This is a genomic window from Burkholderia sp. HI4860, from assembly GCF_002223045.2.
Classification (GTDB): Bacteria; Pseudomonadota; Gammaproteobacteria; order Burkholderiales; family Burkholderiaceae; genus Burkholderia.
In genome coordinates, this window is the sequence record NZ_NKFO02000001.1 from 971,401 (window position 1) to 993,600 (window position 22,200).

The window sequence follows — 22,200 nt, forward strand, 5'->3', positions numbered from 1 at the left end:
GACCAGATCGCATCGATCCTGTCGGAGCGTCACGAACCGCGTCCCCACTGCCCGCGATGTAGCGGTAGCCACATCAGCGGCGCGGGATTCAAGGTGCGGCAAGTCAGTCGGCGGCCGATGTTCGAGTGCGTGACGGAACAGGTGCTGCCACGGGCCGTCGGGTAAAGCACCCGGTGTGGTTACCCCCACACTTCCCGAGAAAGATGCAGATCCTTCGACCACGCGGCGAGACTCTTCCAGATGGTCCGCAGCGGCGTGCCTGAGCGCTCGGCGGCTTCCTCGGCGGCTTTCACCACCACCGGCAGCGGCACTTCGTCGAGGATGACGGAAAACTGCGATTCATATCCCGTCGGAATCCGTCCGGTAGCCAATGCGTCGGCCAGCAGCCGTTCGGTCAATTCACCCTTGTAACTGACGTTTGAACTCACAACGGCCTTGTAGAGACCGTTTTGCGGCTGCCGCGGTAGCGCAAGGAGTTCGATGCCGAGCACGCTGAGCAGCGTAATCAGCTTGTTGACGCCGAGATCCTTGACCTTGCCCGATTCGAGCTGGTTCACGGTGAGGCGAGACAATCCGGCGAGCTTTGCAAGTTGGGCCTGCGTGAGGTCGAGTTCTGCCCGCCGTTTTGCAACAGCCTGACCAATTTCATAGAGTTGCATGGCGACCTCCTGCCGTGGGTACGGCGATCTTCGATGTAAAGTATATCTTACATATTAGGGCGCGTTTTCGTCGTCGGAGAATTCCGTCGTGGTCTAGGGCGCATCGCCCACGCCGCTGCACATGCTTGGTCAAGACCGCGATGAGATCACCGGTATAGACATCGTCACCCTTTGCCACCGAGCACCTGCTACTCATCTCACCCCCATTTCTCCCGCTTGCGCTCAAAAATAGAGCGGTCTAGACTGCATCGCAGTTTCATCGAAGTCCCTGTCTTTCGCGCACCGCGCCGGGCGATCCCGCGCACCGCTCCCCACCGGACGCCGGCGTTCGCCCGCCGCGTCGAGACCTACAAGGACGCACCATGAACCGCATTGCAAAGCTCCTCGTTACCGCGCTCGCGTTCGCGCCGCTCGTTTCGTTCGCGCAGGACACGTCGACGATCCGCTGGGGCATCGATCCCACGTATCCGCCGTTCGAGGCGAAGCAGCCCGACGGCTCGCTCGCCGGCTTTGACATCGACCTGCGCAATGCGATCTGCGAGCAACTGCATGCGAAGTGCGTGTGGGTCGAGCAGGGCTTCGACGGGATGATTCCGGCGCTGCGCGCGCGCAAGTTCGACGTGATCATGTCCGCGATGACGGCCACCGACGAGCGGCTCAAGCAGATCGACTTCTCGAACAAGCTGTATGCATCGCCGGGTGCGCTCGTCGCGCCGGTCGGCTCGACGCTGCTGCCGACCGCCGCGTCGCTCGCGGGCAAGCGCGTCGGGATCGACCAGGGCACGACGCAGGAGGCGTACGCGAAGGCCGAATGGGCGACCAAGGGCGTGACGATCGTCTCGTACCAGAACCAGGACCAGGTGTACCAGGATCTCGTCAACGGCCGCCTCGACGCGACCTTCCAGGACAAGACGCAGGCCGGCTACTCGTTCCTGAAGACGCCGCGCGGCAAGGGCTATGCGTTCGCGGGCCCCGACGTGACCGACGTGCGGATCACCGGCTACGGCGTCGCGATGGGCGTGCGCAAGGGCGATGAGGCGATGAAGAAGCGGCTGAACGACGCGATCGTCGCGATCCGCGCGAACGGCACGTACCAGAAGATCGCCGCGAAATATTTCGACTTCGACATCTACGGCGCGAAGCAGCAGCTGACTCCCGCACCGTGAATCAGTGATTCCGTGATTCATTCCATCGACAGGCACACCATGACGAGTATCCAGGACCGCGTCGCGCAAGCCGTGACACCCGAATTGATCGCCGCGTTCCGCGAGGAAGGCGCGGTCTGCATCAAGGGCATCTTCTCGCCCGACGAAGTCGCCGCGCTGCGCGCCGGCATCGACGCGAATCTCGCGCACCCGAGCGAGCGCGCAAAAGTCGCGAGCCGGCCCGACGATCCAGGCTGGTTCTTCGAGGATTTCTGCAACTGGCAGCACAACGACGCGTATCGCGACTTCATCGTGCGCTCGCCGGCGCCGTCGGTCGCCGCCGCGCTGATGGGCACCGAGCACGTGCGGCTGCATCACGACCACCTGCTCGTGAAGGAGCCCGGCACGCGGCAGCGCACGCCATGGCACCAGGACCAGCCGTACTACAACATCGAAGGCGACGACAACGTCAGCATGTGGATTCCGGTCGATCCGGTGCCGCTCGAATCGACGCTGGAATTCGTCGCGGGCTCGCATCTCGGGCCGTGGCTGATGCCGCGCACGTTCATGGACAAGGAAGCGAAGTGGTTCCCGGAAGGGAGCCTGGCTGACCTGCCCGACATCGAAGGCGACCGCGCGGCGTTTCCGATCCGCCATTGGGCGCTCGAGCCCGGCGACATGGTGTGTTTCCGGATGCTCACGCTGCACGCGTCGGGGGGGACGCAGAACCGTCGGCGCGCGTTCTCGATCCGCTTCGTCGGCGACGATATCCGTCACGCGCCGCGCCGCTGGAAGACGTCGCCCGATTTCCCGGGGCTCGCCGAGCAATTGCCCGACGGCGCGCCGCTCGATCACCCGCTGTTTCCGGTCGTGTGGTCGCGCGGCGCGGGGCAGGCCCGCGCGATCTGACGTGGGCGGGTGTGCATGACGAACGCGGCGGCCGTTTCCTGATGAAACGGCCGCCGCGCGCTTTTGTACGGGGGGAACAGGATCAGGTCGGGTGGCGTCCGGCGCCCGGCTTGAAACGCGAGCCGAGCCGGTAGCGGTTGCCCGGATGCAGGAAGTGCACGAACGTGACGGGCTGCCCGTTCGTCCAGGTGCGGCGCGTGAGCGTGAGGCACGGCTCGTCGGCGCGCATGTCGAGCAGCCGCGCCTGTTCGCCGGTCGGCAGCGACGCATCGACCACGTGCTCGATCTCCAGTTCGTCGTGCGACACGTTGTTGAACAGGTACTCGGACGGCGGTTCGACCTGGAAATCCTGGTCGATGAAGCCGGGCGCGGCGGCCGGGTTCACGTAGCGATCCTCGAGCTGGATCGGGCGGCCGTTTTCCTCGTGCACGCACACCACGTGAAACACCGGCGTGTTGACCGGCAGGCCGAACGCGGCCGCGACGTCGAACGATGCGGGCTCGCTCGACTGGCTCAGCACGCGGCAACGATATTCGTGCCCGCGCGCGCGGATTTCGTCGCGGATGTGCGCGATCATCAGCAGGTTCGACTGCGGCTTCACTTCGGCGACGAACGTGCCGACGCCCGCGATGCGCTTCAGCACGCCTTCCTCGGTCAGCTCGCGCAGCGCGCGGTTGACCGTCATGCGTGCGACGCCGAACTGGGCGGCGAGATCGAGTTCGGACGGGATGCGATCCCCGGGGCGCCAGTCGCCCGCTTCGACGTTCTGGCGAACGAGCGTCTTGATCTGCTGGAACGGTGCGGTGGCCTTCGTGACCATCGGGGATCCTTGCGCGAAAAGGTGACGATGCTAGTCGTCGTGACTGACGATGACCAGGATCTCCGCCTGCGCGGTGCCGAGGCTGCGCGTGCGGTGCGGGATGAGTGCGTTGAAATAGACTGAATCGCCGGTCTTGAGTTGCACCGTCTCGTTCGGAAATTCGATTTCGACGCGACCCTTGTGCACGAACAGGAATTCCTCGCCTTCGTGCTCGCGGAACGTCGACGCGACGAATTCATGCGGCGGATGCACGACGAACGGCAGCATCTTCTTCGGCGCGACGCCGGCCGCGATGCTTTCGAAGCGGTGGGCCTGGCTGTCGGCTGCCGCACCCATCGCCGTGCGCTCGCCGGCGCGCGTCACCGTGATCAGCTCGCGGTTGTGGCTTTCCGAGAACAATTGCTCGACGTCGACATTCAGTGCCTTCGACAGCTTCAGCGCGACCGCGATCGACGGCACGCTCAGGCCGCGCTCGACTTTCGACAGGTAGCTCTTGGTGAGGCCCGTCTCGTCGGCCAGCACGTCGAGCGTCCAGCCCTTCTGTTTTCTGAGCAGCTTCAGGCGAATCGTCATGGGGCGCCAGGTGTCCTTCGAAAAACCGATTGTAACGCATGACACAATGTGTCCTGTGGTGTATTGTGTGTCATGTGTTGCAGGGAAGCGGCCGCGGACGGCGCGACCGACCCGATCCATTCAGGAGATGAACATGGCGGAAACGCTGAATCTGACGAAGGAGGCGCTGGTCGCGCTGGCGGAGCGGCGTCTGGACGACGCGGTGGGCGACAGCGGCTGGTCCGCGCGGCAGAAGCTCGCGCTCACGTGCCGCATCCTGTTCGACGCCGGTCACGACTCGGGCCTCGCCGGGCAGATCACCTGCCGCGCGGGCGACGCCGGCACGTACTACACGCAGCGGCTCGGGCTCGGTTTCGACGAGATCTCGGCGGCGAATCTGCTGCGGGTCAACGAGGATCTCGACGTCGTCGACGGCGAAGGCATCCCGAATCCGGCCAACCGGTTCCATACGTGGATCTACCGCGAGCGCCCGGACGTGAACTGCATCATCCATACGCATCCGGCGCACGTCGCGGCGCTGTCGATGCTCGAGCAGCCGCTCGTCGTGTCGCACATGGATACCTGCCCGCTGTACGACGATTGCGCGTTTTTGAAGGACTGGCCCGGCGTGCCGGTCGGCAATGAGGAGGGCGAGATCATCTCGAAGGCGCTCGGCAGCAAGCGCGCGATCCTGCTGTCGCATCACGGCCAGCTCGTGGTCGGCAAGACGATCGAGGAAGCGTGCATTCTCGCGCTGCTGATCGAGCGGGCCGCGAAGCTGCAGCTGCTCGCGATGGCGGCCGGTGAAATCAAGCCGGTGCCGCCGGCGCTGGCGCGCGAAGCGCACGACTGGATCTCGAAGCCGAAGCGCGATGCGGTGACGTTCGACTACTACGCGCGCCGGGCATTGCGGACGCATCAGGACTGCGTCGCATGAGCGGGCGATTCGTCGTTCTCGTCCCAGATCATCATTGAGGAATACGTATCGTGTCCATCTTGCTGAAAGGCATCATTGCCTACCCGGTGACGCCGTTCTCCGCTGACGGCGGCGTCGACCTGAAAACACTCGAAGCGCTGATTGAACGGCTGATTGCCGACGGCGTCCACGCGATCGCCCCGCTGGGCAGCACCGGCGAAAGCGCGTACCTGTCCGACGCCGAATGGGAGGCGGTCGCCACCGCGTCGATTCGCGCGGTGCGCCGGCGCGTGCCGACCGTCGTCGGCATCTCCGATCTCACCACGGCGGGCGCGGTGCGCCGCGCGCGCTTCGCCGAACAGGCCGGCGCCGATGCGGTGATGGTGCTGCCGGTGTCGTACTGGAAGCTCGCCAACGACGAGATCGTCGCGCACTATCGCGCGATCGGCGCTGCCATCGGCATTCCGATCATGCTGTACAACAACCCCGCGACGAGCGGCGTCGACATGTCGCCCGACCTGATCGCGACGATCTGCCGGACCGTCGACAACGTGACGATGGTGAAGGAGAGCACCGGCGACATCGGGCGGATGCACCGGCTCGCGCAGTTGAGCGACGGCGCGATTCCGTTCTACAACGGCAGCAATCCGATGGCGCTTGCCGCGCTTGCGGCGGGCGCGGCCGGATGGTGCACGGCCGCGCCGAACCTGAATGCGGCGTTGCCGCTGGCGCTGTTCGACGCGATGCAGGCGGGCGACCTGGCGCGCGCGAGGACGGTCTTTCATGCGCAGCTGCCGCTGCTGCAGTTCATCGTCAACGGCGGATTGCCGGTGACCGTGAAGGCCGGGTTGCGCCTGCGCGGCTTCGATGCCGGCGAACCGAGGAAGCCGCTGATCCCGCTCGGCGACGCGCGCACGCGCGAACTCGAACGCCTGCTCGCGACGCTGCCCGACGGTGTGACGACATGAGCGATACGGCACGACCGCTGGTCTCGGCCGCCATCGGCGCGGTGCGGGTCGGCAAGCGCCGGCCGCTGGCCGGCACGCCGCACGCCAGCGCGATCGACAAGCAGCCGGTCGGCGCGCGTCTGTGGCTGGGTACGCTCGGCTTCGCCGGCGACGAGCAGGCCGATGCACGGCATCACGGCGGGCCTGACAAGGCGGTGCACCACTATGCACACGATCACTATGCGTGGTGGTCGGCGCAGATCGGCGCGCGCGACGTGCTCGCGCAACCGGGCGCGTTCGGCGAGAACCTGTCGACGCACGGCGTGACCGAGCGCGACGTGTGTCTCGGCGATGTATTCACGCTGGGCGGCGCCGTGCTTCAGGTGTCGCAGTCGCGGCAGCCGTGCTGGAAGCTGAACGCGCGCTTCGATCATCCGCGGATGGCCGCGCTCGTGCAGCAAAGCGGCCGGACCGGCTGGTACTACCGTGTGCTGCAGGAAGGCTGGGTGGAATCGGGCGACGTGCTGACGCTGCATGAGCGCCGCTACCCGGAATGGCCGCTGGCAACGGTGCTCGACGTGCTGTACCGGCGCACGCTCGACATGGCCGCGCTCGATGCGCTGTGTGACGTGCCGAACCTGCCGCCTGCCTGGCGCACGATGCTCGAAAGGCGCCGGACGGAGCGGCAAGTCGAAGACTGGACGAAGCGGCTAGAAGGGCGATGATGCGCCGCGTGCCGCGTGCCGCGTGCCGCGTGCCGCGTGCCGCGTGCCTCAGTGGCTCGGCAGTTCCCGCACGTCGGCCGTCGGCACCGAGCCGAACGCGTCGCTCAGCGCATAGCCGATCAGCTGACGCGCGGCCGCCTCCGGCGTCGCGAGTGCGCCGCTCGACTTCAGCTGGTCGAATTTCTCGCGCATCGGGAAGTTGTCCTCGCTGGTCGAGCGGATCGTCGCCTGCATGCCCGTATCGACGACGCCCGGCGCGACGCTGCAGATCCGCAGCGCGCGGTTCGCGTCGAGCGCGACTGCGCGCGCATGGTGATCGAGTGCGGCCTTGGTCGCACAGTAGACGCTCCAGCCCGCGTATGCGTTGCGTGCCGCGCCGCTCGACACGTGCAGGATCCGGCATTCGGTCGTGGCCGATGCCGCTTGCGCGAGCGCGGCGGACAGCATCAGCGGCGCCGCGACGTTCACGCCGACCGCGCGTGCGACGATCGCCGGATCTTGCGCAGCGAGCGGGCCGATCGGGTCGACGATGCCCGCGTTGTTGAACAGCAGCACGATCGATGCGCCGTCGACGAAGCGGCGCAGCGTGTCGCCGGCCAGCCAGGCTGCGACGGCCGCCGGGTCCGACAGGTCGAGTTCGATTTCGGCGAAGCGGTCGCCGGCTTGCGACGCGAGCGACGGATGGCGGCTGCGCGACACGCCGAGTACGGCGACGCCTTCCAGCAGCAGTTGTTCGGCGAGCGACGCGCCGAGGCCGCGCGTGTGTCCGGTGACGATGGCGCGTACGTGCGGTGCGGAGGAGGATGCGGTCATGGTGGTGAGCGGGTCGAAGGGGTGAACGGGATGAGCGGCGTCGACGAGCGGTGCGCATGCGTGGCGGCATGGCGTGCGTGACGGGCGATGCGTGGTATTGCGTGCGAAGGCGGTCGCGCGGCGCCGCGGGCGTCAGGGTGACGCATATCGTAGCGCTCGCCTGCGCAGCGTGCAAACGCGGAATCCCCGGTGCCATGCGTATCCCTCGCCGCGCGGCACCCGCTCGCCGATACGTTGGACGAAACCCTGCTGCGGCAAGTGCGCGCGCCGGCACGCCGCGCGGCGCCGGGCCACGCGACGCGAGCTATCATATGGCTCGCCCGTGCGCGATGCCGGACGGGCCGCGATCGTTTCCCTTCACCTGCTTCACGCTGCGACGCCACCATGAACACCACGCCGGATACGCCCACGCCACGCGCCCTTCGCGAACTCACACCCCTCGAGGCCCGCATTCTCGGTGTGCTCGTCGAGAAACAGCACACGGTGCCGGACACCTATCCGCTGTCGCTGAACGCGCTGACCGCGGGCTGCAACCAGAAAACCGCGCGCTCGCCGGTGATGAGCGTCAGCGAGGATGAGGTCACGACCGCGCTCGACGGACTGAAGCACCTGAGCATCGTGATGGAAGGCAGCAGCAGCCGCGTGCCGCGTTTCGAGCACAACATGAACCGCGTGCTCGGCATTCCGAGCCAGGCGATCGCGCTGCTGACGATCCTGCTGCTGCGCGGCCCGCAGACGGCCGCCGAGTTGCGCCTGAACAGCGCGCGCCTGCACGGTTTCGCGGACATCTCGTCGGTCGAGGCGTTCCTCGACGAACTCGCGGCGCGCACGCAGCCGCTCGTCGTCCGGCTACCGCGTGCGCCGGGCGCGCGCGAGAACCGCTGGATGCACCTGATGTGCGGCGAAGTGAACCTGGCCGACTTCGCGAGCGCGGAGGCCGGCGGCGCGGATTCCGTGCCGCCTTCCGAATTCGAAGCGCTGAAGGCCGAACAGAAGCGCCTCGCGGATGAAGTGGCGCGGCTGAATGCGCTGGTTCTGCGGATGGCCGGCGAACTGGGCATCGACGTCGACGCGCAAGGCGCGTCCTGACATCAGCGGCTGCGGTGCGTATGCATCGCCCGGCCCCGTCGCCACACGGCCGGGCCGGTGCGCGATGCGGGCACCGCCACGCACCGCCGCGTTACTTCAGCTTGACGCCTGGCACGAGATAACGCGAACCGCCCGGTTTCAGGATCGGTGCCAGCGCCGCAAATGGCGTATCGAGTTGCGGCCCGAGACAGGCGCCCATCGCGTGCCCGATACCCGAGACGCTGAACGACAGCTTGCCGGGGGCATCGAATTCGAACGCCAGATACTGCGGGAACACATCAGCACACGCCATCGAATCGCCGTCGCCGTCCGTCGGGTGAGCGCTGGATTCGGCCTTGTCACGCAACCGCGTAATGAAGTTCACCAGCGCGGGGCTCGCTGCCGGTTCGCCGTCCTTGCCTGCCGCACTCGCGTCGATCACGCGATTCCAGTCGAGATACGTACCGCGCAACAGATCGAACGTGACCGGATCGTAGTGATTGTTCGGATGGGCGCCGCCGCAGTACGTACTACCCGATTCCACGATGCCGAGTGCCGCAGGTGACAGCCACGTGACCCTCACCTGTTCGTCGTCGAAGCCGCCGAGCGAACCGGCGGCCGGCCCGTCGTCCGAATAGCGGGTCGACGCGCATTCGAGCGCGGCGAGATTCATCTGCCAGTGCTGTTGCTCGAGCAGGCGGTTGACCCGTGCCATGACCGTCGGATCGGGATGGCGGCTCAGACGCGGATACATGAGCTTCGTGCGCGGGTCGCTCCACATCCGGTACGCAACGGTGCCGTCGCCGATCTCGGGGCCGGCCGGCTGCGCGTGCCCGGCAAGCTTCAGCGTGGCATAAGGCGCCTGCCGCATGTCGATGACCACGCCGCTTGCGATACCGCTGCCGACGCCGCCGGCGATGCTGTTGGTGACGGCTTCGACGGCACCGGGCGCAACCGCGTCGGGATCGTACTCCGCAACGCGCCGCAGCGTGAAGCTGCGCGTCTTGCCGGAGCGCGCATCGGTCCAGCGGCCGCGATAGCCGGCCTTGTCCCGCGTGCCCTGCCAGGTGGCCGCGGCGTGATCGAAATTGGCCTGCTCGCGGAATCCCAATGGCGTGCGCGCGTCGTCCGGCAACTGCGTTCGCACGAGCGGCTCGGTCAATTCCGCGGGCGTGCCGTGCAGCGGAATGTCGATGCCGTGCTGCGCATAGAAGTAGCGGCCCGAGATCGAACCATCCGCAGCCGGGCGATCGTCGAGTTCCATCACGACGGCGCCGGCGCCTTGCAGCGTTCCTTCATAGACCGTGCGCGGCGCGGCATCGACACAGCCCGCGCGCAGCGCGATCATCACCAGCACGATCCAGGTCAGCGGGCGCATCACCAGCGGCACCCGGTTTGTTCGGACGCGTCGATGTCCAGTACTCTGCCGAACGCGGTCTGCTTGCCGGTGCGCGCGCTGGTATAGGTCATCGAATAGATCATCGCGCCCTGCGACATCATCTCGTACCGTCCGTTGATCCTGCCGTCGACCATCTCGACCCAGGTCGTCGTGAACTGGTGCGGGCGCCCCTCGGCGAGCACTTCCTCGTCCACGTGCTCGACCACCAGCGGCAGCGCTGTTTTCGCTTTCGCGTAGCGGACCATGCCGCCCGACCAGTCGACGGCGTCGTCGTAGTAGGTTCGCATCTCGAAGCGCACGGGTTTGTCGCCGTCCGACTTGAAGCAGTACACCTCGGTGGAGACCTTGGCGAACACGGGCAGCGACGCGCAGAGCAGCAGGGCGGCAAGGATTTTTTTCATGATGAGCCGGTGAAGAATGAAGTGCGGCATCAACCTAGCACGATCCGCGTCGCGCCTGCATCGACGAGCCTGAACAGCAGATCCTCGACGGCCGTCCCGGGCGCGGAGCCGAGATCCGCATTGACGCGCCACCCGTGTTCCGTGCGAACCGGTTCCGACAGGTAATGAGCGATGCCGTGCAGGCCGTCTTCGGCCGGCGTGTTCTCGTCGTCGACATCGAACCACGCGAAGAACCACGCTTTGAACGCGTCGACGGCCGCGCTTTCGTCGAGACCGCCGGCCTCGATCGCGGCCCAGTCCCACACGAACGGGCGGATCGACACGGCCGCTGTTTCGAGGTCGAATTCCAACGGCTCGAACGCCAGCTGCGTGGCGGAATCGACCATCGCCGGCTGGCCCGCCGATTTGCCTTCGGTCGCGATGAGGTCGGCCCGGCACGGCAACGCGAGCGCCCCTTCGGTGGCGAGCGTGCCGTCGGCCCGCCGGTAGGCCGGTTCGACGATCACGGCCGGTTGCGCCGCCGCTTTCGCGAGCAGGTCGGCATACGGTTGGCGGATGGCGTGGAGCAGTTCGGAGACGGTCATCGTGGCGTATCGGTTGGGCAGGGAGCGATCGTTGCAGACAGCCGGTGTGCGGCGCGGCCGGCATCGCACGACGTGGCCTGCGGTACCGGACAGCCGTGATCGTACGGCACTTCGGCAACACGCGGACAGTCGGCCGAATGGCCTGCGCAACCCGCATCGCGCGCAACCGATTTAGACGTTTACCTTCAAACAATCGAAATCGCCCGTCGAGCGCGCGCTCGTTGTGCTTCAATTCATCCAGTTTGTAGTCCTACTAAAAATTAAAGGTTCAGAACAGGCCGGATTACTCATTCACAGGAGACAGTCGATGGCTCGGAAACCGTTTTGAAGCGGCACACGCGATGGTCTGCAATACCGCCGAACTTCCTTCGATGAAAGCAGGTTATCCCAGGGGCCCCCACCATGTCCTCGAGACGTTTCATGATGGCCGCGGCAGCGATGTCCGCCACGTTGGCCATTACCGCGCCGGCAGCCAGCGCCGCCGCGCCGACCCTATCCGACCCGTTCTACACGTACACCGGCACCACGCCGTTGGCATCGATTCCACCGGGCACGGTGCTCAAGACGCGCAACGTCACCTATCACGTGGCCGGCATCCCCACCACGCTGACCGCGCAGCAGTTGCTGTATCGCACCCTTAACGCGCTGAACCAGCCGGTCGTCAACGTGACGTCCGTGATCCGGAGCCCGGTCAGCAACGGCCAGGCCATCTCGTACCAGTCGGCCTACGATTCGCTGAACCCGTACGACGAGCCGTCGCAGGTGATCGCCGGCGATCGTGACGTGACCAAGGTCATCAACGTCGGCACGCTGCTCTACAGCGCGGAATCGATTCCGCTGTCGACGCTGCTGCTGCTCGGCTACAACGTCATCGTGCCCGACACGGAAGGCCAGACGGCCGATTTCGCCGCCGGCCCCGAATACGGGATGACGACGCTCGATTCGATCCGCGCGGCGCTCAATACGCCGTCCACGGGCTTGAACCCGTCGAGCAAGGTCGCGATGATCGGCTATTCCGGCGGCGCGATCGCGACGAACTGGGCCGCGCAGCTCGCGCCGAGCTATGCGCCCGAGATCAACAGGCAGCTCGTCGGCGCGGCGGAAGGCGGCGTGCTGGTCGATCCCGCGCACAACCTGCGCTACGTCGACGGCAGCATCGTGTGGGGCGGCGTGGCCGCGGCCGCGCTGGCCGGGCTGTCGCGCGGCTACGGCTTCGACCTGACGCCCTATCTCAGCGATACCGGCGTCGCCGTGTTCAAGGACATCCAGAGCCAGTCGCTCGCCTACATCCTGCCGAAGTACACGGGGCTGCGCTGGGGCACGCTGTTCAAGCCGCAATACGCGAACGACATCAACAGCATTCCCGTGTACGTGACGTATGCGAACAAGGTGAATGCGGGGCTGGCCGCCTCGCCGACGATCCCGATGTTCATCGGCCAGGGCACGGCGGGCGCGCTGGACGGCACGTTCAGCAGCCAGGTGGGCGATGGCGTGATGATGGCGTACGACGTGCGCGCGCTGGCGCAGAAGTTCTGTGCCAGCGGCACGCCGGTCACGTACAACGAGTATCCGCTCGAACATGCGGGCGCGATCGTGCCGTGGGTGGCCGGCATGCTGCCGTGGCTCTACGACCGCTTCAACGGGAAAGCCGCGCCGAGCAACTGCTGGCTGACGTCGCTGCTGCCGAGCAATTCGCTGGCGCCCGAGACGCTGCACTAGCCGCAACGCCGCGGGTGATGCGGCACATGGCCGGGCGACCCTCCGCGGGTCGCCTTTTTCTTTTTGGCTTTTGATCTGCGTCGCGCTGCGGCAAGGCCGCCGCGTCGGTCCCCCCGCCGCGACCCGTCACCGTCCCGTCCGGGTGCCATAATCGAGCCTGCCCATCATTCCAGACGTCCCCCCGGAGAATCACCATGCAGAACCTCGACAATCCTTCCCACGATCGCGAGGTAGGCAGCGCCGACGCGACGCAGGACACCACGCGCATCGACGACGTCCGCATCGGCGCCGTGCGCCCGCTGATTTCGCCGGCGCTGCTGCTGGACGAACTACCGGTGCCGGCCGCCACGCAGACGCTCGTCGAGGATACGCGCCGCGCGATCGGCGACATCCTGCACGGCCGCGACGACCGGCTGCTGCTCGTCGTCGGTCCGTGCTCGATCCACGATCACGACCAGGCGCTCGACTACGCGCGCCGCCTGAAGATCGCCGCCGATGCGCTGAAGGACGACCTGCTGATCACGATGCGCGTCTACTTCGAGAAGCCGCGCACGACGGTCGGCTGGAAGGGCTACATCAACGATCCGCGCCTCGACGGCAGCTTCCGCATCAACGAAGGGCTGCGCGCCGCGCGCCAACTGCTGCTCGACATCAACGCGCTGGGCCTGCCGGCGTCGACCGAATTCCTCGACCTGCTGAGCCCGCAGTACATCGCCGACCTGATCGCGTGGGGCGCGATCGGCGCGCGCACGACCGAGAGCCAGAGCCATCGCCAGCTCGCGTCGGGCCTCAGCTGCCCGATCGGCTTCAAGAACGGCACCGACGGCGGCGTGCAGGTCGCGTCCGACGCGATCGTCGCAGCAGCCGCGAGCCATGCGTTCATGGGGATGACGAAGATGGGGATGGCCGCGATCTTCGAGACGCGCGGCAACGATGACGCGCACGTGATCCTGCGCGGCGGCAAGAACGGCCCGAACTACGACGCCGAGCATGTCGAGGCGAGCTGCGCGGTGCTGCGCAAGGCCGGGTTGCGCGAGCAGGTGATGGTCGATTGCTCGCACGCGAACTCGAACAAGTCGCACGAGCGGCAGATCGAGGTCGCTCAGGATCTCGCGCGGCAGTTGTCGCAAGGCGAGCAGCGGATCGTCGGCGTGATGGTCGAGAGCCATCTCGAGGCCGGGCGCCAGGACCTGAAGCCGGGCGTGCCGCTGAAGTATGGTGTGTCGATCACGGATGCGTGCCTGAGCTGGACGCAGACGGAGCCGGTGCTCGACGTGTTGGCGGAGGCGGTGCGGCAACGGCGCGCGCAGTCGCGCAGCGCGTGACGAGGGCGATGTACGCGATTCGCTGCGGTGTCCGTAATGTCGCCATGGCAAGAGGCGCCTGACAGCGGCTGCGTCATCGCGTTCGATGCAGCGTTTCGCGAGTGGCGCTAACATGGGCCGGTGTGATGCGTCGTACAAAGGCCTTTCCGTTTCACGCGACGCATGCACGGAGGCGGCTTGGCCGGCCGCCGACACCGACAACAATTCACCGGAGTGCATAACAGCATGGCTTTCTACAAGACCCTCATCGCAGCAACCGTCCTCGCCTCGAGCGTCAGCGCACACGCGCAGATCGCGGGTGCGCAGCCGATCAGCGTGACCGTCGAGCAATCGCAGGCGCTGCTCGAAGGCTGGAGCGTGAAGAAGAGCGTGCTCGGCAAGGCCGTCTACAACGACGAGAACCAGAAGGTCGGCACCGTGCGCGACCTGATCGTCGCACCGGACGGCTCGGTATCGGCGGCGATCGTGTCGGCCGGCGGCTTCCTCGGCGTGGCCGCGCACGACGTCGCGGTGCCGATCGCGTCGCTCGACGTGCGCAACGGCAACATCTACCTGCCGGGCGCGACGAAGGATGCGCTGAAGGCGACGCCCGCGTTCCAGTACGCGAAGGTGCCGTCGCCGCCGAAGCCGAAGAAGCTCGACGACAAGCACTGAGCAAACGTTGATTTGCTCGGCCCGGCGTGCAACGCGCCGGGCTTGGCCCGGCCGGCCGCACGCCCGAGAGGCTCGCGCGTCGGTCCGGACACTCAGGCCGCGGGCGTTTGCTCGCCCAGCCAGTTTCCGCTGAACCCGAACACGACTGGCCCGCTTAACAGCACGCTACCGACGCCATCCCAACGCACAGTCACGTCGCCGCCGTCGCATTCGACCCGCACCGACGCATCCAGCAGCCCGCGCCGGATGCCATTGACGACCGCCCCGCACGAACACGATCCCGAACCGAGCGGCACGCCGCCGCCGCGCTCCCAGATGCGCAGGCGAATATGCGTGCGATCGATGACCTGAACGAAATGCACGTTGGTTTTCTGCGGAAACAGCGGATGCGTCTCGATGGCCGGGCCGAGCGCCGCGACATCGATCGTGCCGAGATCGCCGACGAAGAAGGTGCAGTGCGGATTGCCCATGTTGCACGCGGCCGGCGCGCCGGGCAGCGGCAGCGCGAGGGTGTCGAGTGCCTCGGCGAGCGGCACGTCCCGCCAGCCGGTGAGCGGGCTGCCCATCTCGACGGTGATCAGGCCGTTCGCCTCCGTCGAGCACACGAGATACCCGCGGGGAGTCTGCAGCACGAGCGACGACAGGCCGGTTTCCCGCATCAGTTGCCACGCGACGCCGCGCGTCGCGCTGCCGCAGGTGTCGAGCGGCGAGCCGTCCGCGTTCCAGAACGCGACGCGGGCCGCCGCGTCGTCGCAGTCCGACACGATCGCGAGCTGGTTGAAGCCGATGCCGAAACGCCGGTCGCCCATGCGCCGCACCAGATCGGGGGTGATGTGGTGCGCTTGATCCTGATCCTGACCGCGCAGGTCGACGATGGCGAAGTCGTCGCCATTCGCGTTCATCTTCTGAAATCCGATCGGCATGACAGTTCCGGAAGGGAGGCAGGCGAACACTGTACGTGGCTCGCCGTTCGCGATCAATCGCCGCACGACGCCGTGCTCGCGCCGCACATCTACGTAATTCTACGTAGCCCCACATACGTAGTTATCCGCTTGTAAGCCGCCCCGGTCGCGCGGAATACTACGGCCCATCGCCGCGACCTCTGCGAGGCTGCGGCACGACGCATCGACGTCACGCGGGTTCGGCCCCTCGCCGCATCCACTCAAAAACACATTGGAGACCAGGAGACGCCATGAATCGGGCTTCCAGTACCCTGCTCTGGATCGCGGTCGCGCTGCTCGGCGCGTTCGCGTTCGGCACGATCGCACTCGCACACGGCGAGCGCGTCAGTGCCCTCTGGATCGTGATCGCCGCAGTCTGCGTGTATCTGATCGCGTATCGCTTCTACAGCCGTTTCATCGCCAGCAAGGTCATGCAGCTCGACGGGCTGCGGATGACGCCGGCCGTCAAGTACAACGACGGCCTCGACTACGTGCCGACCAACAAGTACGTGCTGTTCGGCCATCACTTCGCCGCGATCGCCGGCGCCGGCCCGCTCGTCGGGCCCGTGCTCGCCGCGCAGATGGGCTACACGCCCGGCATGCTGTGGATCCTGGCCGGCGTCGTGTTCGCCGGCGCGGTGCAGGACTTCATCGTGCTGTTCATCTCGACGCGCCGCGACGGCCGCTCGCTCGGCGATCTCGTCAAGATGGAGCTCGGCACGGTGCCCGGCGTGATCGCGCTGTTCGGCGCGTTCCTGATCATGGTGATCATCCTCGCGGTGCTCGCGCTGATCGTCGTGAAGGCGCTGACGAATTCGCCGTGGGGCACGTTCACCGTCGCCGCGACGATTCCGATCGCGCTGTTCATGGGCGTCTACACGCGCTACATCCGTCCGGGCCGCATCGGCGAAGTGTCGATCATCGGCTTCGTGCTGCTGATGGCATCGATCGCGTTCGGCCAGCACGTGCACGATTCGCCGACGCTCGCCGCATGGTTCACGTTCACGGGCACGCAGCTCACGTGGATCCTGATCGGCTACGGCTTCGTCGCGTCGGTGCTGCCGGTGTGGCTGCTGCTCGCGCCGCGCGACTACCTGTCGACCTTCCTGAAGATCGGCACGATCCTCGGCCTCGCGATCGGCATCCTGGTCGTCGCGCCGGAACTGAAGATGCCGGCGCTGACGAAGTTCGTCGACGGCACGGGCCCGGTGTGGTCGGGCAACCTGTTCCCGTTCCTGTTCATCACGATCGCGTGCGGTGCCGTGTCGGGCTTCCACGCGCTGATCTCGTCGGGCACGACGCCGAAGCTGATCGACAACGAAACCAACGCGCGCTTCATCGGCTACGGCGCGATGCTGATGGAATCGTTCGTCGCGATCATGGCGCTGGTCGCTGCCTGCGTGATCGAACCGGGCATCTACTTCGCGATGAACGCACCGGCCGCCGTGCTCGGCTCGACGCCGGAAGCGGTGGCCAACACCGTCACGCAATGGGGCTTCGTGCTGACGCCCGACATGCTGACGCAGACCGCGAAGGCCGTCGGCGAAACGACGATCATCGCGCGGGCAGGCGGCGCGCCGACGCTGGCCGTCGGCATGGCGCACATCCTGCACCAGGTGATCGGCGGCGAAGCGATGATGGCGTTCTGGTATCACTTCGCGATCCTGTTCGAGGCGCTGTTCATCCTGACGGCCGTCGACGCCGGCACGCGCGCGGGCCGCTTCATGCTGCAGGACCTGCTCGGCACGTTCCACCCGGCGCTCAAGCGCACCGAGTCGCTGCCCGCGAACCTGGTCGCCACCGCGCTGTGCGTGGCCGCGTGGGGCTACTTCCTGTACCAGGGCGTGGTGGATCCGCTCGGCGGCATCAACACGCTGTGGCCGCTGTTCGGCATCTCGAACCAGATGCTCGCCGCGATCGCACTGGTGCTCGGCACCGTCGTGCTGTTCAAGATGAAGCGCGAGCGCTATGCGTGGGTGACGATCGTGCCGACCGTGTGGCTGCTGATCTGCACGCTGACCGCCGGCTGGCAGAAGATTTTCGACGCGAACCCGAAGGTCAGCTTCCTCGCGCACGCCGCGAAGCTGCAGGCCGCGGTGGACGAAGGCAAGGTGCTCGCGCCGGCGAAGTCGATCGCGCAGATGAAGCGGATCATCTTCAACGACTACATCGATGCAGCGCTGGCCGGGCTGTTCATCTTCGTCGTCGTGGCGATCGCGGTGTACGGCGTGATCGCCGTGCTGCGCGCGCGCCGCGAGTCGAAGCCGACGGTGCGCGAGACGCCGTACGAAGCGATGCCGGCCGCGCAGGCGCTCGGCAGCGGACGTTAAGGGGAGGCCGCGATGTTCAGCGATCTTGGCAGCGACCTGCGCAGCGCGGGGCGTTACCTCGGGCAGGCGTTGCGGCTGATGGTCGGCCTGCCCGACTACGACACCTACGTCGCGCACATGCGCGCGACCCATCCGGACCGCGAGCCGATGACGTATGAGGAATTCTTCCGCGAGCGTCAGAACGCGCGGTACGGGTCGGGCGCGGGGAAGTGCTGCTGAACCGGGCTGCCCAGGCGGTTCGGTCATCGAAAGGGAGGCGCCGCGATGCATGTCGCGGCGCTTTTTTCTTTGGCGGGCCGGCGGCGCGCTTCGCCGTTTGCCTGAACGCAGCACGGCAAATTCCGCCGGCCGGTATCATAGGGTTTCCTCTTTTCCCGATGGACCCGCAGGAGAACACGTCGTGCATGTCGGTGAGCGTTTCAACAGCATTTCCCATCTCGTCGGCGCGGTGCTGTCGGTGGTCGGCCTCGTCGCGCTCGTGACGATGGGCGCGCTCGAAGGCGATCCATACAAGGTGGTGAGCTTCAGCGTGTATGGCGCGATGCTGATCCTGCTCTATGCGATCTCGACGCTGTATCACAGCGTGCGCAATCCGCGCCTGAAAGCGATCCTGCAGAAGTGCGACCACTCGGCGATCTACCTGCTGATCGCCGGCAGCTATACGCCGTTCACGCTGGTCACGCTGCGCGGCCCGTGGGGCTGGTCGCTGTTCGGCGTGAGCTGGGGGCTGGCCGTGTTCGGGATCGTCCAGGAGCTGACGCTCGGGCGGCGCACGCGCCTGCTGTCGATGATCCTGTACGTGGCGATGGGCTGGCTCGCGCTGGTCGCGGTGCGTCCGCTGATCCATGCGCTGCCGCCGGTCGGCACCGCGTGGCTCGTGGCCGGCGGGTTGATCTACAGTGCGGGCATCTACTTCTTCATCAACGACGAACGCATCCGTCACGGGCACGGCATCTGGCATCTGTTCGTGCTGGCCGGGAGCCTGTGCCAGTTCGTTAGTGTCGCGATGTATGTCGCGTGAGCGGCGGGCGGCGTTGAGACAATGACGGCGCGCTGCTCCGCCGCCCGTGCACCTGCCGGAGCATGCGTTACCGGCGCGTGGCGGTTTGTAGCGACGCGGTCGGTTCGCCGGATGCCGGTGTCGGCCTCGCCGTGATCCACCACGTCGCGGCGGCGAGCGCCGACAATCCGGTCGCGATCCCGAGCGCCACCCGCATCGCCGCCGGAAACGGCTGCAACGTCGCGATGCACGCACCGAAAATCGCCACCCCAAGCGCCGATCCACTTTGCCGCGCCGCGTTCAGCGCGGCTGCCGCCACGCCGGCGCGGCGCCGGTCGACCGTCCCGAGCGCCGGCGACGTCGCGGCCGGCGAGATGAATCCCGATGCGAAGCCGATCGCGAGCATCGGCGCGACGGCGAGCCACGCGGGTGTCGTCGCGCCGATGCCCGTCATGCCGAGCGCGCCGGCCGCATAGAGCCCAAACGCCGCGCACATCGTGCCGCGCGCGCCGAAGCATGCAACCAGCTTGCCCGAACCCAGCCCGCCGAGCGCGACCATCGCGGTCATCGGCAGGAACGCGAGCCCCGTATCGAGCGGGCTCGCGCCGCGGACCTGCCGATAGAACAGGCTGAACACGAACAGCAGGCCGTAGAACACGAACGCCGACGCCATCGACACGAACGTCGAGCCGGAGAACAGCCGGTTGCGGAAGAACGCGAGCGGCAGCATCGGTTCGCGGCGCCGCGCTTCGATCGCGATGAACGCGCTCCACGCGACGACGCTCGTTACCGCGCCGCCGATGATCGGGCCCGAGCGCCAGCCGAGCGACGGACCTTCGATCAACGTGCCGATCAGGGCCGCGATCGCAACGATGGCCGCGGCCTGGCCGCCCCAGTCGAAATGCCGCGAGGCGTCGACAACGGCGGCGCGCACGACCGAGCGGCCGAGCCAGATGCCGGCCAGCCCGAGCGGCAGGTTCACGAAGAAGAGGCTGCGCCACCCGAACAGATGGATCAGCAGGCCGCCGATCAGCGGGCCCGACGCCATCGCGATGCCGCCGCAGCCCATCCACAGGCTGATCGCCGACGCGCGCGCGGCCGGTTCGGGGAACGCGCGGTTGAGCAGCGCGAGCGAGCAGGGCACCAGCATCGCGCTGCCGACGCCTTGCAGCACGCGGGCGATCGCGAGCGCCGGGAGCGTCGGCGCGACGCCGCACAGCGCCGACGCGGCGACGAAGATCGCGAGTCCGGCGATATAGACGTCGCGATCGCCGAGCCGGTCGCCGAGCGTGCCGCCTGTCATCAGCAGGCTCGCGAACGCGAGCGTGTACGCGTTCACGATCCACTGCAGGCCGGCCACGCGGCTGCCGAATGTCTGGGCGATGTCGGTGAGCGCGACGTTGACGATGGACGCGTCGAGCAGCACGAGCGTGTAGCTCACGCAGGTCGCGGCGAGCACGCGGCGCGCGGCGACCCGATCCAGTGCGGCGGCCGTCATGCGCGTTCGGGCGACGGTGTGGCGGCTCGCAGCGCATTGAACCCGACCCATCCCCAGTACACGCGATGATGCGCGATCAGCCCGTCGCGCAGATCCATCACCTCGACGAGATCGACCTGGTCGCCGTCCGGCGTGGCGCGCGGATATTCCCACGTGAGCTGGCGGCCGTTCGAGAAGAACAGCCCGGTACGGTACCAGCGCCCGAGCTTGTTGCCCGGGTTGCGGAGGCCCGCTTCGAAGAATGCGCCGATCGCGGCCTTGCCGTGCAGCACGCCGGAGCCGTGAGCGGGCAGCGTGACGACGATCAGCGGGGTTTCGAGTACCGCATCGTCGGCATACAGCGTCATCAGCGCATCGATGTCGCGCGCGACGACGGCCGCGTGCCAGCCTTCATAAATGTGCCGGGCATCGGCGTCGGTCTGTGACATGGCGGGTTCCCTGAAGCATCGGTAACGGAACCCACTGTATGGCCGCGCCGCCGCGGAACGTTTCACGTCGAGCCGAAACGTGGATGTCGCCGCGGCGCAGGCGGCCGCGTGCCGACCGTTATCCGGCCAGCGCGTCGAGATTCAGCTGATACGACTTCCCGATCCACACCGCGCAATCGCGATGGTCGCGCAGTTCGTCGTTCGTATTCGGATGCAGGAAGATGTCGAGCGCCCCGTGGTTCAGCACGAGCCACGGCACGATGTCGTCGAAGCGCGCGGCGTCGAACGCGATCTGGTACGACCACGCCGGGTGCGGGCCGACGAGGCGTTCGTGAAAGCGGCCGAGTTCGATGACCGCGCCGAACCGTTCGTCGACGACCTGGCGAAACGCCCAGGCCGCGTCGCGGCTCGCCGCATCGAAATAGACGTGCGCGTGCCAACTGTGGATGGCGGTAATGTCGAGGGCAGCCATGGAAGGACTCGATGAAGATGGGAATGCATGAGGCGCCGTGCGAAACGGCCGATGCGTGATTATCGCGCGTCCTTGCCGTGCGCGTCGTGTCGCGATCCGGCAATCCGTACGCGATGACTTGTCCTGAATCACGAGAAACGTTCGATTCGATTGGGCCGGCGATTGCGGTGTCCGCACGCGCGATATCACGCCGGAAGCCTTGTCGGCGGGTGCGCCGGTGGTGATTGCATCGGCAACATGTCATTTCCGAAATTGAAAAAGCGCGGCGTGCGCTGCTTCGGATCGTCTGAACAAACGCGATCAGGGCGTTGAATGAAATAAAGAAATGCCTGTTTGGCGGGATTCGCGCATGACGCGGTTTGCGCACCGGGTGTCGACACCGAAAATATCAATTGCGGAATCGGCTATTCATACGGAATGCAGCGCGTCATACGATGGTTTCAACGCATCGTCGATCATGATCGATGCGGGGACAACCATCTGGAGGCCACCATGCGATCCCTCGTTCCCGTTGCGGTACTTTCCTGCGCACTTGTTGCGCTGCCCGCTGTCAGTTTCGCTCAGTCTGCCGTGGCGGACGGCGCATCGAATGCGTCGCTGTCGAGCTGGTCGGCGGCGCGTGCCGAAACCGACGCGCAACTGCTGCAGATGACGCGCGCCGGTTATCGCGCAACGTCGGCCGGCAACCAGAACTATCCGCTCGCGATGCAGCGTGCGCTCGAACGTGTCCACAACCCGGTGCCGGACCGGTCGCGCGAAGCGCGTGCCGAGATGGAAGCGCGCGCCGCGCGCGACGTGCAGGGCGGCCATCCGGTCAAGGCGTTCTTCGTGAAGACCGCGTACTACCTGAAGGGAGAGAACACGTTCTGATGCGGGAGACGAACATGGCTTGCCC

General features: G+C 66.8%; 24 protein-coding genes. 13 read left to right on the forward strand and 11 right to left on the reverse strand.

Features of this window, described 5'->3' with window-relative positions; genetic code table 11:
• Nucleotides 1–179 precede the first annotated feature (179 nt).
• Nucleotides 180–659, reverse strand: a complete 480-nt coding sequence (locus CFB34_RS04365) for a helix-turn-helix domain-containing protein (protein ID WP_089441376.1) — start codon at nt 657–659, stop codon at nt 180–182.
• A 362-nt stretch (nt 660–1,021) separates the two neighbouring features.
• Here CFB34_RS04365 and CFB34_RS04370 point away from each other — a divergent pair, with 362 nt between their 5' ends.
• Both CFB34_RS04370 and CFB34_RS04375 read left to right on the forward strand, forming a co-directional pair.
• Nucleotides 1,022–1,825 carry an ABC transporter substrate-binding protein gene (locus CFB34_RS04370; RefSeq protein WP_089441377.1) on the forward strand — a complete coding sequence of 268 codons (804 nt, stop codon included), beginning with the start codon at nt 1,022–1,024 and terminating at the stop codon, nt 1,823–1,825.
• A 39-nt stretch (nt 1,826–1,864) separates the two neighbouring features.
• On the forward strand, nt 1,865–2,713 hold the full coding sequence (locus CFB34_RS04375; RefSeq protein ID WP_089441378.1) for a phytanoyl-CoA dioxygenase family protein: 849 nt from the start codon (nt 1,865–1,867) through the stop codon (nt 2,711–2,713).
• An 82-nt stretch (nt 2,714–2,795) separates the two neighbouring features.
• Here the strand turns inward: CFB34_RS04375 and hutC are convergent, their stop codons facing one another.
• Nucleotides 2,796–3,533, reverse strand: a complete 738-nt coding sequence (gene hutC / locus CFB34_RS04380) for a histidine utilization repressor (protein ID WP_069252748.1) — start codon at nt 3,531–3,533, stop codon at nt 2,796–2,798.
• 30 nt (nt 3,534–3,563) lie between these two features.
• Entirely contained in the window at nt 3,564–4,106 is a 543-nt protein-coding gene (locus CFB34_RS04385) for an XRE family transcriptional regulator (RefSeq protein WP_011353691.1), read from the reverse strand.
• A 133-nt stretch (nt 4,107–4,239) separates the two neighbouring features.
• On the opposite strand from CFB34_RS04385, the gene CFB34_RS04390 reads away from it, so the two are divergent.
• Genes CFB34_RS04390 through CFB34_RS04400 form a run of 3 tightly spaced genes read left to right on the forward strand, consistent with a single transcriptional unit; the run spans nt 4,240 to nt 6,673 of the window.
• Nucleotides 4,240–5,022, forward strand: a complete 783-nt coding sequence (locus CFB34_RS04390) for an aldolase (protein ID WP_089441379.1) — start codon at nt 4,240–4,242, stop codon at nt 5,020–5,022.
• A gap of 50 nt (nt 5,023–5,072) precedes the next feature.
• Nucleotides 5,073–5,969 (forward strand): dihydrodipicolinate synthase family protein, encoded by an 897-nt coding sequence (locus tag CFB34_RS04395; RefSeq protein ID WP_089441380.1) that lies wholly within the window; start codon nt 5,073–5,075, stop codon nt 5,967–5,969.
• Nucleotides 5,966–6,673: an MOSC domain-containing protein gene (locus CFB34_RS04400; protein ID WP_089441381.1), complete on the forward strand. Its 708-nt coding sequence runs from the start codon at nt 5,966–5,968 to the stop codon at nt 6,671–6,673. The genes CFB34_RS04395 and CFB34_RS04400 overlap by 4 nt, the downstream gene beginning before the upstream one ends.
• 48 nt (nt 6,674–6,721) lie before the next feature.
• On the opposite strand, the gene CFB34_RS04405 is transcribed toward CFB34_RS04400, so the two are convergent.
• The gene (locus tag CFB34_RS04405) at nt 6,722–7,486 is read right to left on the reverse strand and encodes an SDR family oxidoreductase (RefSeq protein ID WP_089441382.1); all 765 of its coding nucleotides are present in this window, start codon (nt 7,484–7,486) and stop codon (nt 6,722–6,724) included.
• A gap of 384 nt (nt 7,487–7,870) precedes the next feature.
• Here CFB34_RS04405 and CFB34_RS04410 point away from each other — a divergent pair, with 384 nt between their 5' ends.
• A complete protein-coding gene (locus CFB34_RS04410) occupies nt 7,871–8,575 on the forward strand; it encodes a YceH family protein (RefSeq protein WP_089441383.1) in 705 nt (234 codons plus the stop codon).
• Between the two features lie 91 nt (nt 8,576–8,666).
• Here the strand turns inward: CFB34_RS04410 and CFB34_RS04415 are convergent, their stop codons facing one another.
• Genes CFB34_RS04415 through CFB34_RS04425 form a run of 3 tightly spaced genes read right to left on the reverse strand, consistent with a single transcriptional unit; the run spans nt 8,667 to nt 10,938 of the window.
• A complete protein-coding gene (locus CFB34_RS04415; protein ID WP_089441590.1) occupies nt 8,667–9,932 on the reverse strand; it encodes a hypothetical protein in 1,266 nt (421 codons plus the stop codon).
• Entirely contained in the window at nt 9,932–10,384 is a 453-nt protein-coding gene (locus tag CFB34_RS04420) for a hypothetical protein (RefSeq protein ID WP_242808561.1), read from the reverse strand. Before CFB34_RS04420 ends, CFB34_RS04415 begins: the two co-directional genes overlap by 1 nt.
• On the reverse strand, nt 10,384–10,938 hold the full coding sequence (locus CFB34_RS04425; protein WP_089441384.1) for a hypothetical protein: 555 nt from the start codon (nt 10,936–10,938) through the stop codon (nt 10,384–10,386). The genes CFB34_RS04420 and CFB34_RS04425 overlap by 1 nt, the downstream gene beginning before the upstream one ends.
• A 402-nt stretch (nt 10,939–11,340) precedes the next feature.
• Between CFB34_RS04425 and CFB34_RS04430 the strand changes: the two genes are divergently transcribed.
• From CFB34_RS04430 to CFB34_RS04440, 3 genes are all read left to right on the forward strand, one after another.
• Nucleotides 11,341–12,657 (forward strand): lipase family protein, encoded by a 1,317-nt coding sequence (locus CFB34_RS04430; RefSeq protein WP_089441385.1) that lies wholly within the window; start codon nt 11,341–11,343, stop codon nt 12,655–12,657.
• A 194-nt stretch (nt 12,658–12,851) separates the two neighbouring features.
• Nucleotides 12,852–13,982 (forward strand): 3-deoxy-7-phosphoheptulonate synthase, encoded by a 1,131-nt coding sequence (locus CFB34_RS04435; protein WP_089441386.1) that lies wholly within the window; start codon nt 12,852–12,854, stop codon nt 13,980–13,982.
• 225 nt (nt 13,983–14,207) lie between these two features.
• Nucleotides 14,208–14,636 (forward strand): PRC-barrel domain-containing protein, encoded by a 429-nt coding sequence (locus tag CFB34_RS04440; protein WP_046548755.1) that lies wholly within the window; start codon nt 14,208–14,210, stop codon nt 14,634–14,636.
• A 92-nt stretch (nt 14,637–14,728) separates the two neighbouring features.
• Here the strand turns inward: CFB34_RS04440 and dapF are convergent, their stop codons facing one another.
• Nucleotides 14,729–15,559 (reverse strand): diaminopimelate epimerase, encoded by an 831-nt coding sequence (gene dapF, locus CFB34_RS04445; protein ID WP_089441387.1) that lies wholly within the window; start codon nt 15,557–15,559, stop codon nt 14,729–14,731.
• A gap of 269 nt (nt 15,560–15,828) precedes the next feature.
• On the opposite strand from dapF, the gene CFB34_RS04450 reads away from it, so the two are divergent.
• The 3 genes from CFB34_RS04450 to CFB34_RS04460 all read left to right on the forward strand — a co-directional run bounded on the left by CFB34_RS04450 (nt 15,829) and on the right by CFB34_RS04460 (nt 18,928).
• Nucleotides 15,829–17,907, forward strand: a complete 2,079-nt coding sequence (locus CFB34_RS04450) for a carbon starvation CstA family protein (RefSeq protein ID WP_089428804.1) — start codon at nt 15,829–15,831, stop codon at nt 17,905–17,907.
• A gap of 12 nt (nt 17,908–17,919) precedes the next feature.
• Entirely contained in the window at nt 17,920–18,126 is a 207-nt protein-coding gene (locus CFB34_RS04455) for a YbdD/YjiX family protein (RefSeq protein ID WP_011353713.1), read from the forward strand.
• A 181-nt stretch (nt 18,127–18,307) separates the two neighbouring features.
• Nucleotides 18,308–18,928: a hemolysin III family protein gene (locus tag CFB34_RS04460; RefSeq protein WP_039349524.1), complete on the forward strand. Its 621-nt coding sequence runs from the start codon at nt 18,308–18,310 to the stop codon at nt 18,926–18,928.
• Between the two features lie 67 nt (nt 18,929–18,995).
• On the opposite strand, the gene CFB34_RS04465 is transcribed toward CFB34_RS04460, so the two are convergent.
• The 3 genes from CFB34_RS04465 to CFB34_RS04475 form a co-directional block, all read right to left on the reverse strand.
• Nucleotides 18,996–20,405, reverse strand: coding sequence for an MFS transporter (locus tag CFB34_RS04465; RefSeq protein WP_089441388.1), 1,410 nt, complete (start codon nt 20,403–20,405; stop codon nt 18,996–18,998).
• Nucleotides 20,402–20,833, reverse strand: coding sequence for a nuclear transport factor 2 family protein (locus CFB34_RS04470; protein ID WP_089441389.1), 432 nt, complete (start codon nt 20,831–20,833; stop codon nt 20,402–20,404). Before CFB34_RS04470 ends, CFB34_RS04465 begins: the two co-directional genes overlap by 4 nt.
• A gap of 118 nt (nt 20,834–20,951) precedes the next feature.
• Nucleotides 20,952–21,305 (reverse strand): DOPA 4,5-dioxygenase family protein, encoded by a 354-nt coding sequence (locus CFB34_RS04475; RefSeq protein WP_047851356.1) that lies wholly within the window; start codon nt 21,303–21,305, stop codon nt 20,952–20,954.
• A gap of 492 nt (nt 21,306–21,797) precedes the next feature.
• On the opposite strand from CFB34_RS04475, the gene CFB34_RS04480 reads away from it, so the two are divergent.
• Nucleotides 21,798–22,175, forward strand: coding sequence for a hypothetical protein (locus tag CFB34_RS04480; RefSeq protein WP_089441390.1), 378 nt, complete (start codon nt 21,798–21,800; stop codon nt 22,173–22,175).
• The last annotated feature ends 25 nt before the right edge of the window (nt 22,176–22,200 follow it).

Excerpts from the sequence above, each read along its gene's own strand:
- CFB34_RS04370 (WP_089441377.1), top strand. The coding sequence starts at position 1,022 with ATGAACCGCATTGCAAAGCTCCTCGTTACCGCGCTCGCGTTCGCGCCG.
- CFB34_RS04410 (WP_089441383.1), top strand. The coding sequence starts at position 7,871 with ATGAACACCACGCCGGATACGCCCACGCCACGCGCCCTTCGCGAACTC.
- CFB34_RS04435 (WP_089441386.1), top strand. The coding sequence starts at position 12,852 with ATGCAGAACCTCGACAATCCTTCCCACGATCGCGAGGTAGGCAGCGCC.
- CFB34_RS04470 (WP_089441389.1), bottom strand. The coding sequence starts at position 20,833 with ATGTCACAGACCGACGCCGATGCCCGGCACATTTATGAAGGCTGGCAC.
- CFB34_RS04405 (WP_089441382.1), bottom strand. The coding sequence starts at position 7,486 with ATGACCGCATCCTCCTCCGCACCGCACGTACGCGCCATCGTCACCGGA.
- hutC (WP_069252748.1), bottom strand. The coding sequence starts at position 3,533 with ATGGTCACGAAGGCCACCGCACCGTTCCAGCAGATCAAGACGCTCGTT.
- CFB34_RS04365 (WP_089441376.1), bottom strand. The coding sequence starts at position 659 with ATGCAACTCTATGAAATTGGTCAGGCTGTTGCAAAACGGCGGGCAGAA.
- CFB34_RS04450 (WP_089428804.1), top strand. The coding sequence starts at position 15,829 with ATGAATCGGGCTTCCAGTACCCTGCTCTGGATCGCGGTCGCGCTGCTC.
- CFB34_RS04465 (WP_089441388.1), bottom strand. The coding sequence starts at position 20,405 with ATGACGGCCGCCGCACTGGATCGGGTCGCCGCGCGCCGCGTGCTCGCC.
- CFB34_RS04420 (WP_242808561.1), bottom strand. The coding sequence starts at position 10,384 with ATGCCGCACTTCATTCTTCACCGGCTCATCATGAAAAAAATCCTTGCC.
- CFB34_RS04430 (WP_089441385.1), top strand. The coding sequence starts at position 11,341 with ATGTCCTCGAGACGTTTCATGATGGCCGCGGCAGCGATGTCCGCCACG.
- CFB34_RS04455 (WP_011353713.1), top strand. The coding sequence starts at position 17,920 with ATGTTCAGCGATCTTGGCAGCGACCTGCGCAGCGCGGGGCGTTACCTC.
- dapF (WP_089441387.1), bottom strand. The coding sequence starts at position 15,559 with ATGCCGATCGGATTTCAGAAGATGAACGCGAATGGCGACGACTTCGCC.
- CFB34_RS04390 (WP_089441379.1), top strand. The coding sequence starts at position 4,240 with ATGGCGGAAACGCTGAATCTGACGAAGGAGGCGCTGGTCGCGCTGGCG.
- CFB34_RS04400 (WP_089441381.1), top strand. The coding sequence starts at position 5,966 with ATGAGCGATACGGCACGACCGCTGGTCTCGGCCGCCATCGGCGCGGTG.
- CFB34_RS04385 (WP_011353691.1), bottom strand. The coding sequence starts at position 4,106 with ATGACGATTCGCCTGAAGCTGCTCAGAAAACAGAAGGGCTGGACGCTC.
- CFB34_RS04475 (WP_047851356.1), bottom strand. The coding sequence starts at position 21,305 with ATGGCTGCCCTCGACATTACCGCCATCCACAGTTGGCACGCGCACGTC.
- CFB34_RS04425 (WP_089441384.1), bottom strand. The coding sequence starts at position 10,938 with ATGACCGTCTCCGAACTGCTCCACGCCATCCGCCAACCGTATGCCGAC.
- CFB34_RS04415 (WP_089441590.1), bottom strand. The coding sequence starts at position 9,932 with ATGCGCCCGCTGACCTGGATCGTGCTGGTGATGATCGCGCTGCGCGCG.
- CFB34_RS04480 (WP_089441390.1), top strand. The coding sequence starts at position 21,798 with ATGCGATCCCTCGTTCCCGTTGCGGTACTTTCCTGCGCACTTGTTGCG.
- CFB34_RS04375 (WP_089441378.1), top strand. The coding sequence starts at position 1,865 with ATGACGAGTATCCAGGACCGCGTCGCGCAAGCCGTGACACCCGAATTG.
- CFB34_RS04440 (WP_046548755.1), top strand. The coding sequence starts at position 14,208 with ATGGCTTTCTACAAGACCCTCATCGCAGCAACCGTCCTCGCCTCGAGC.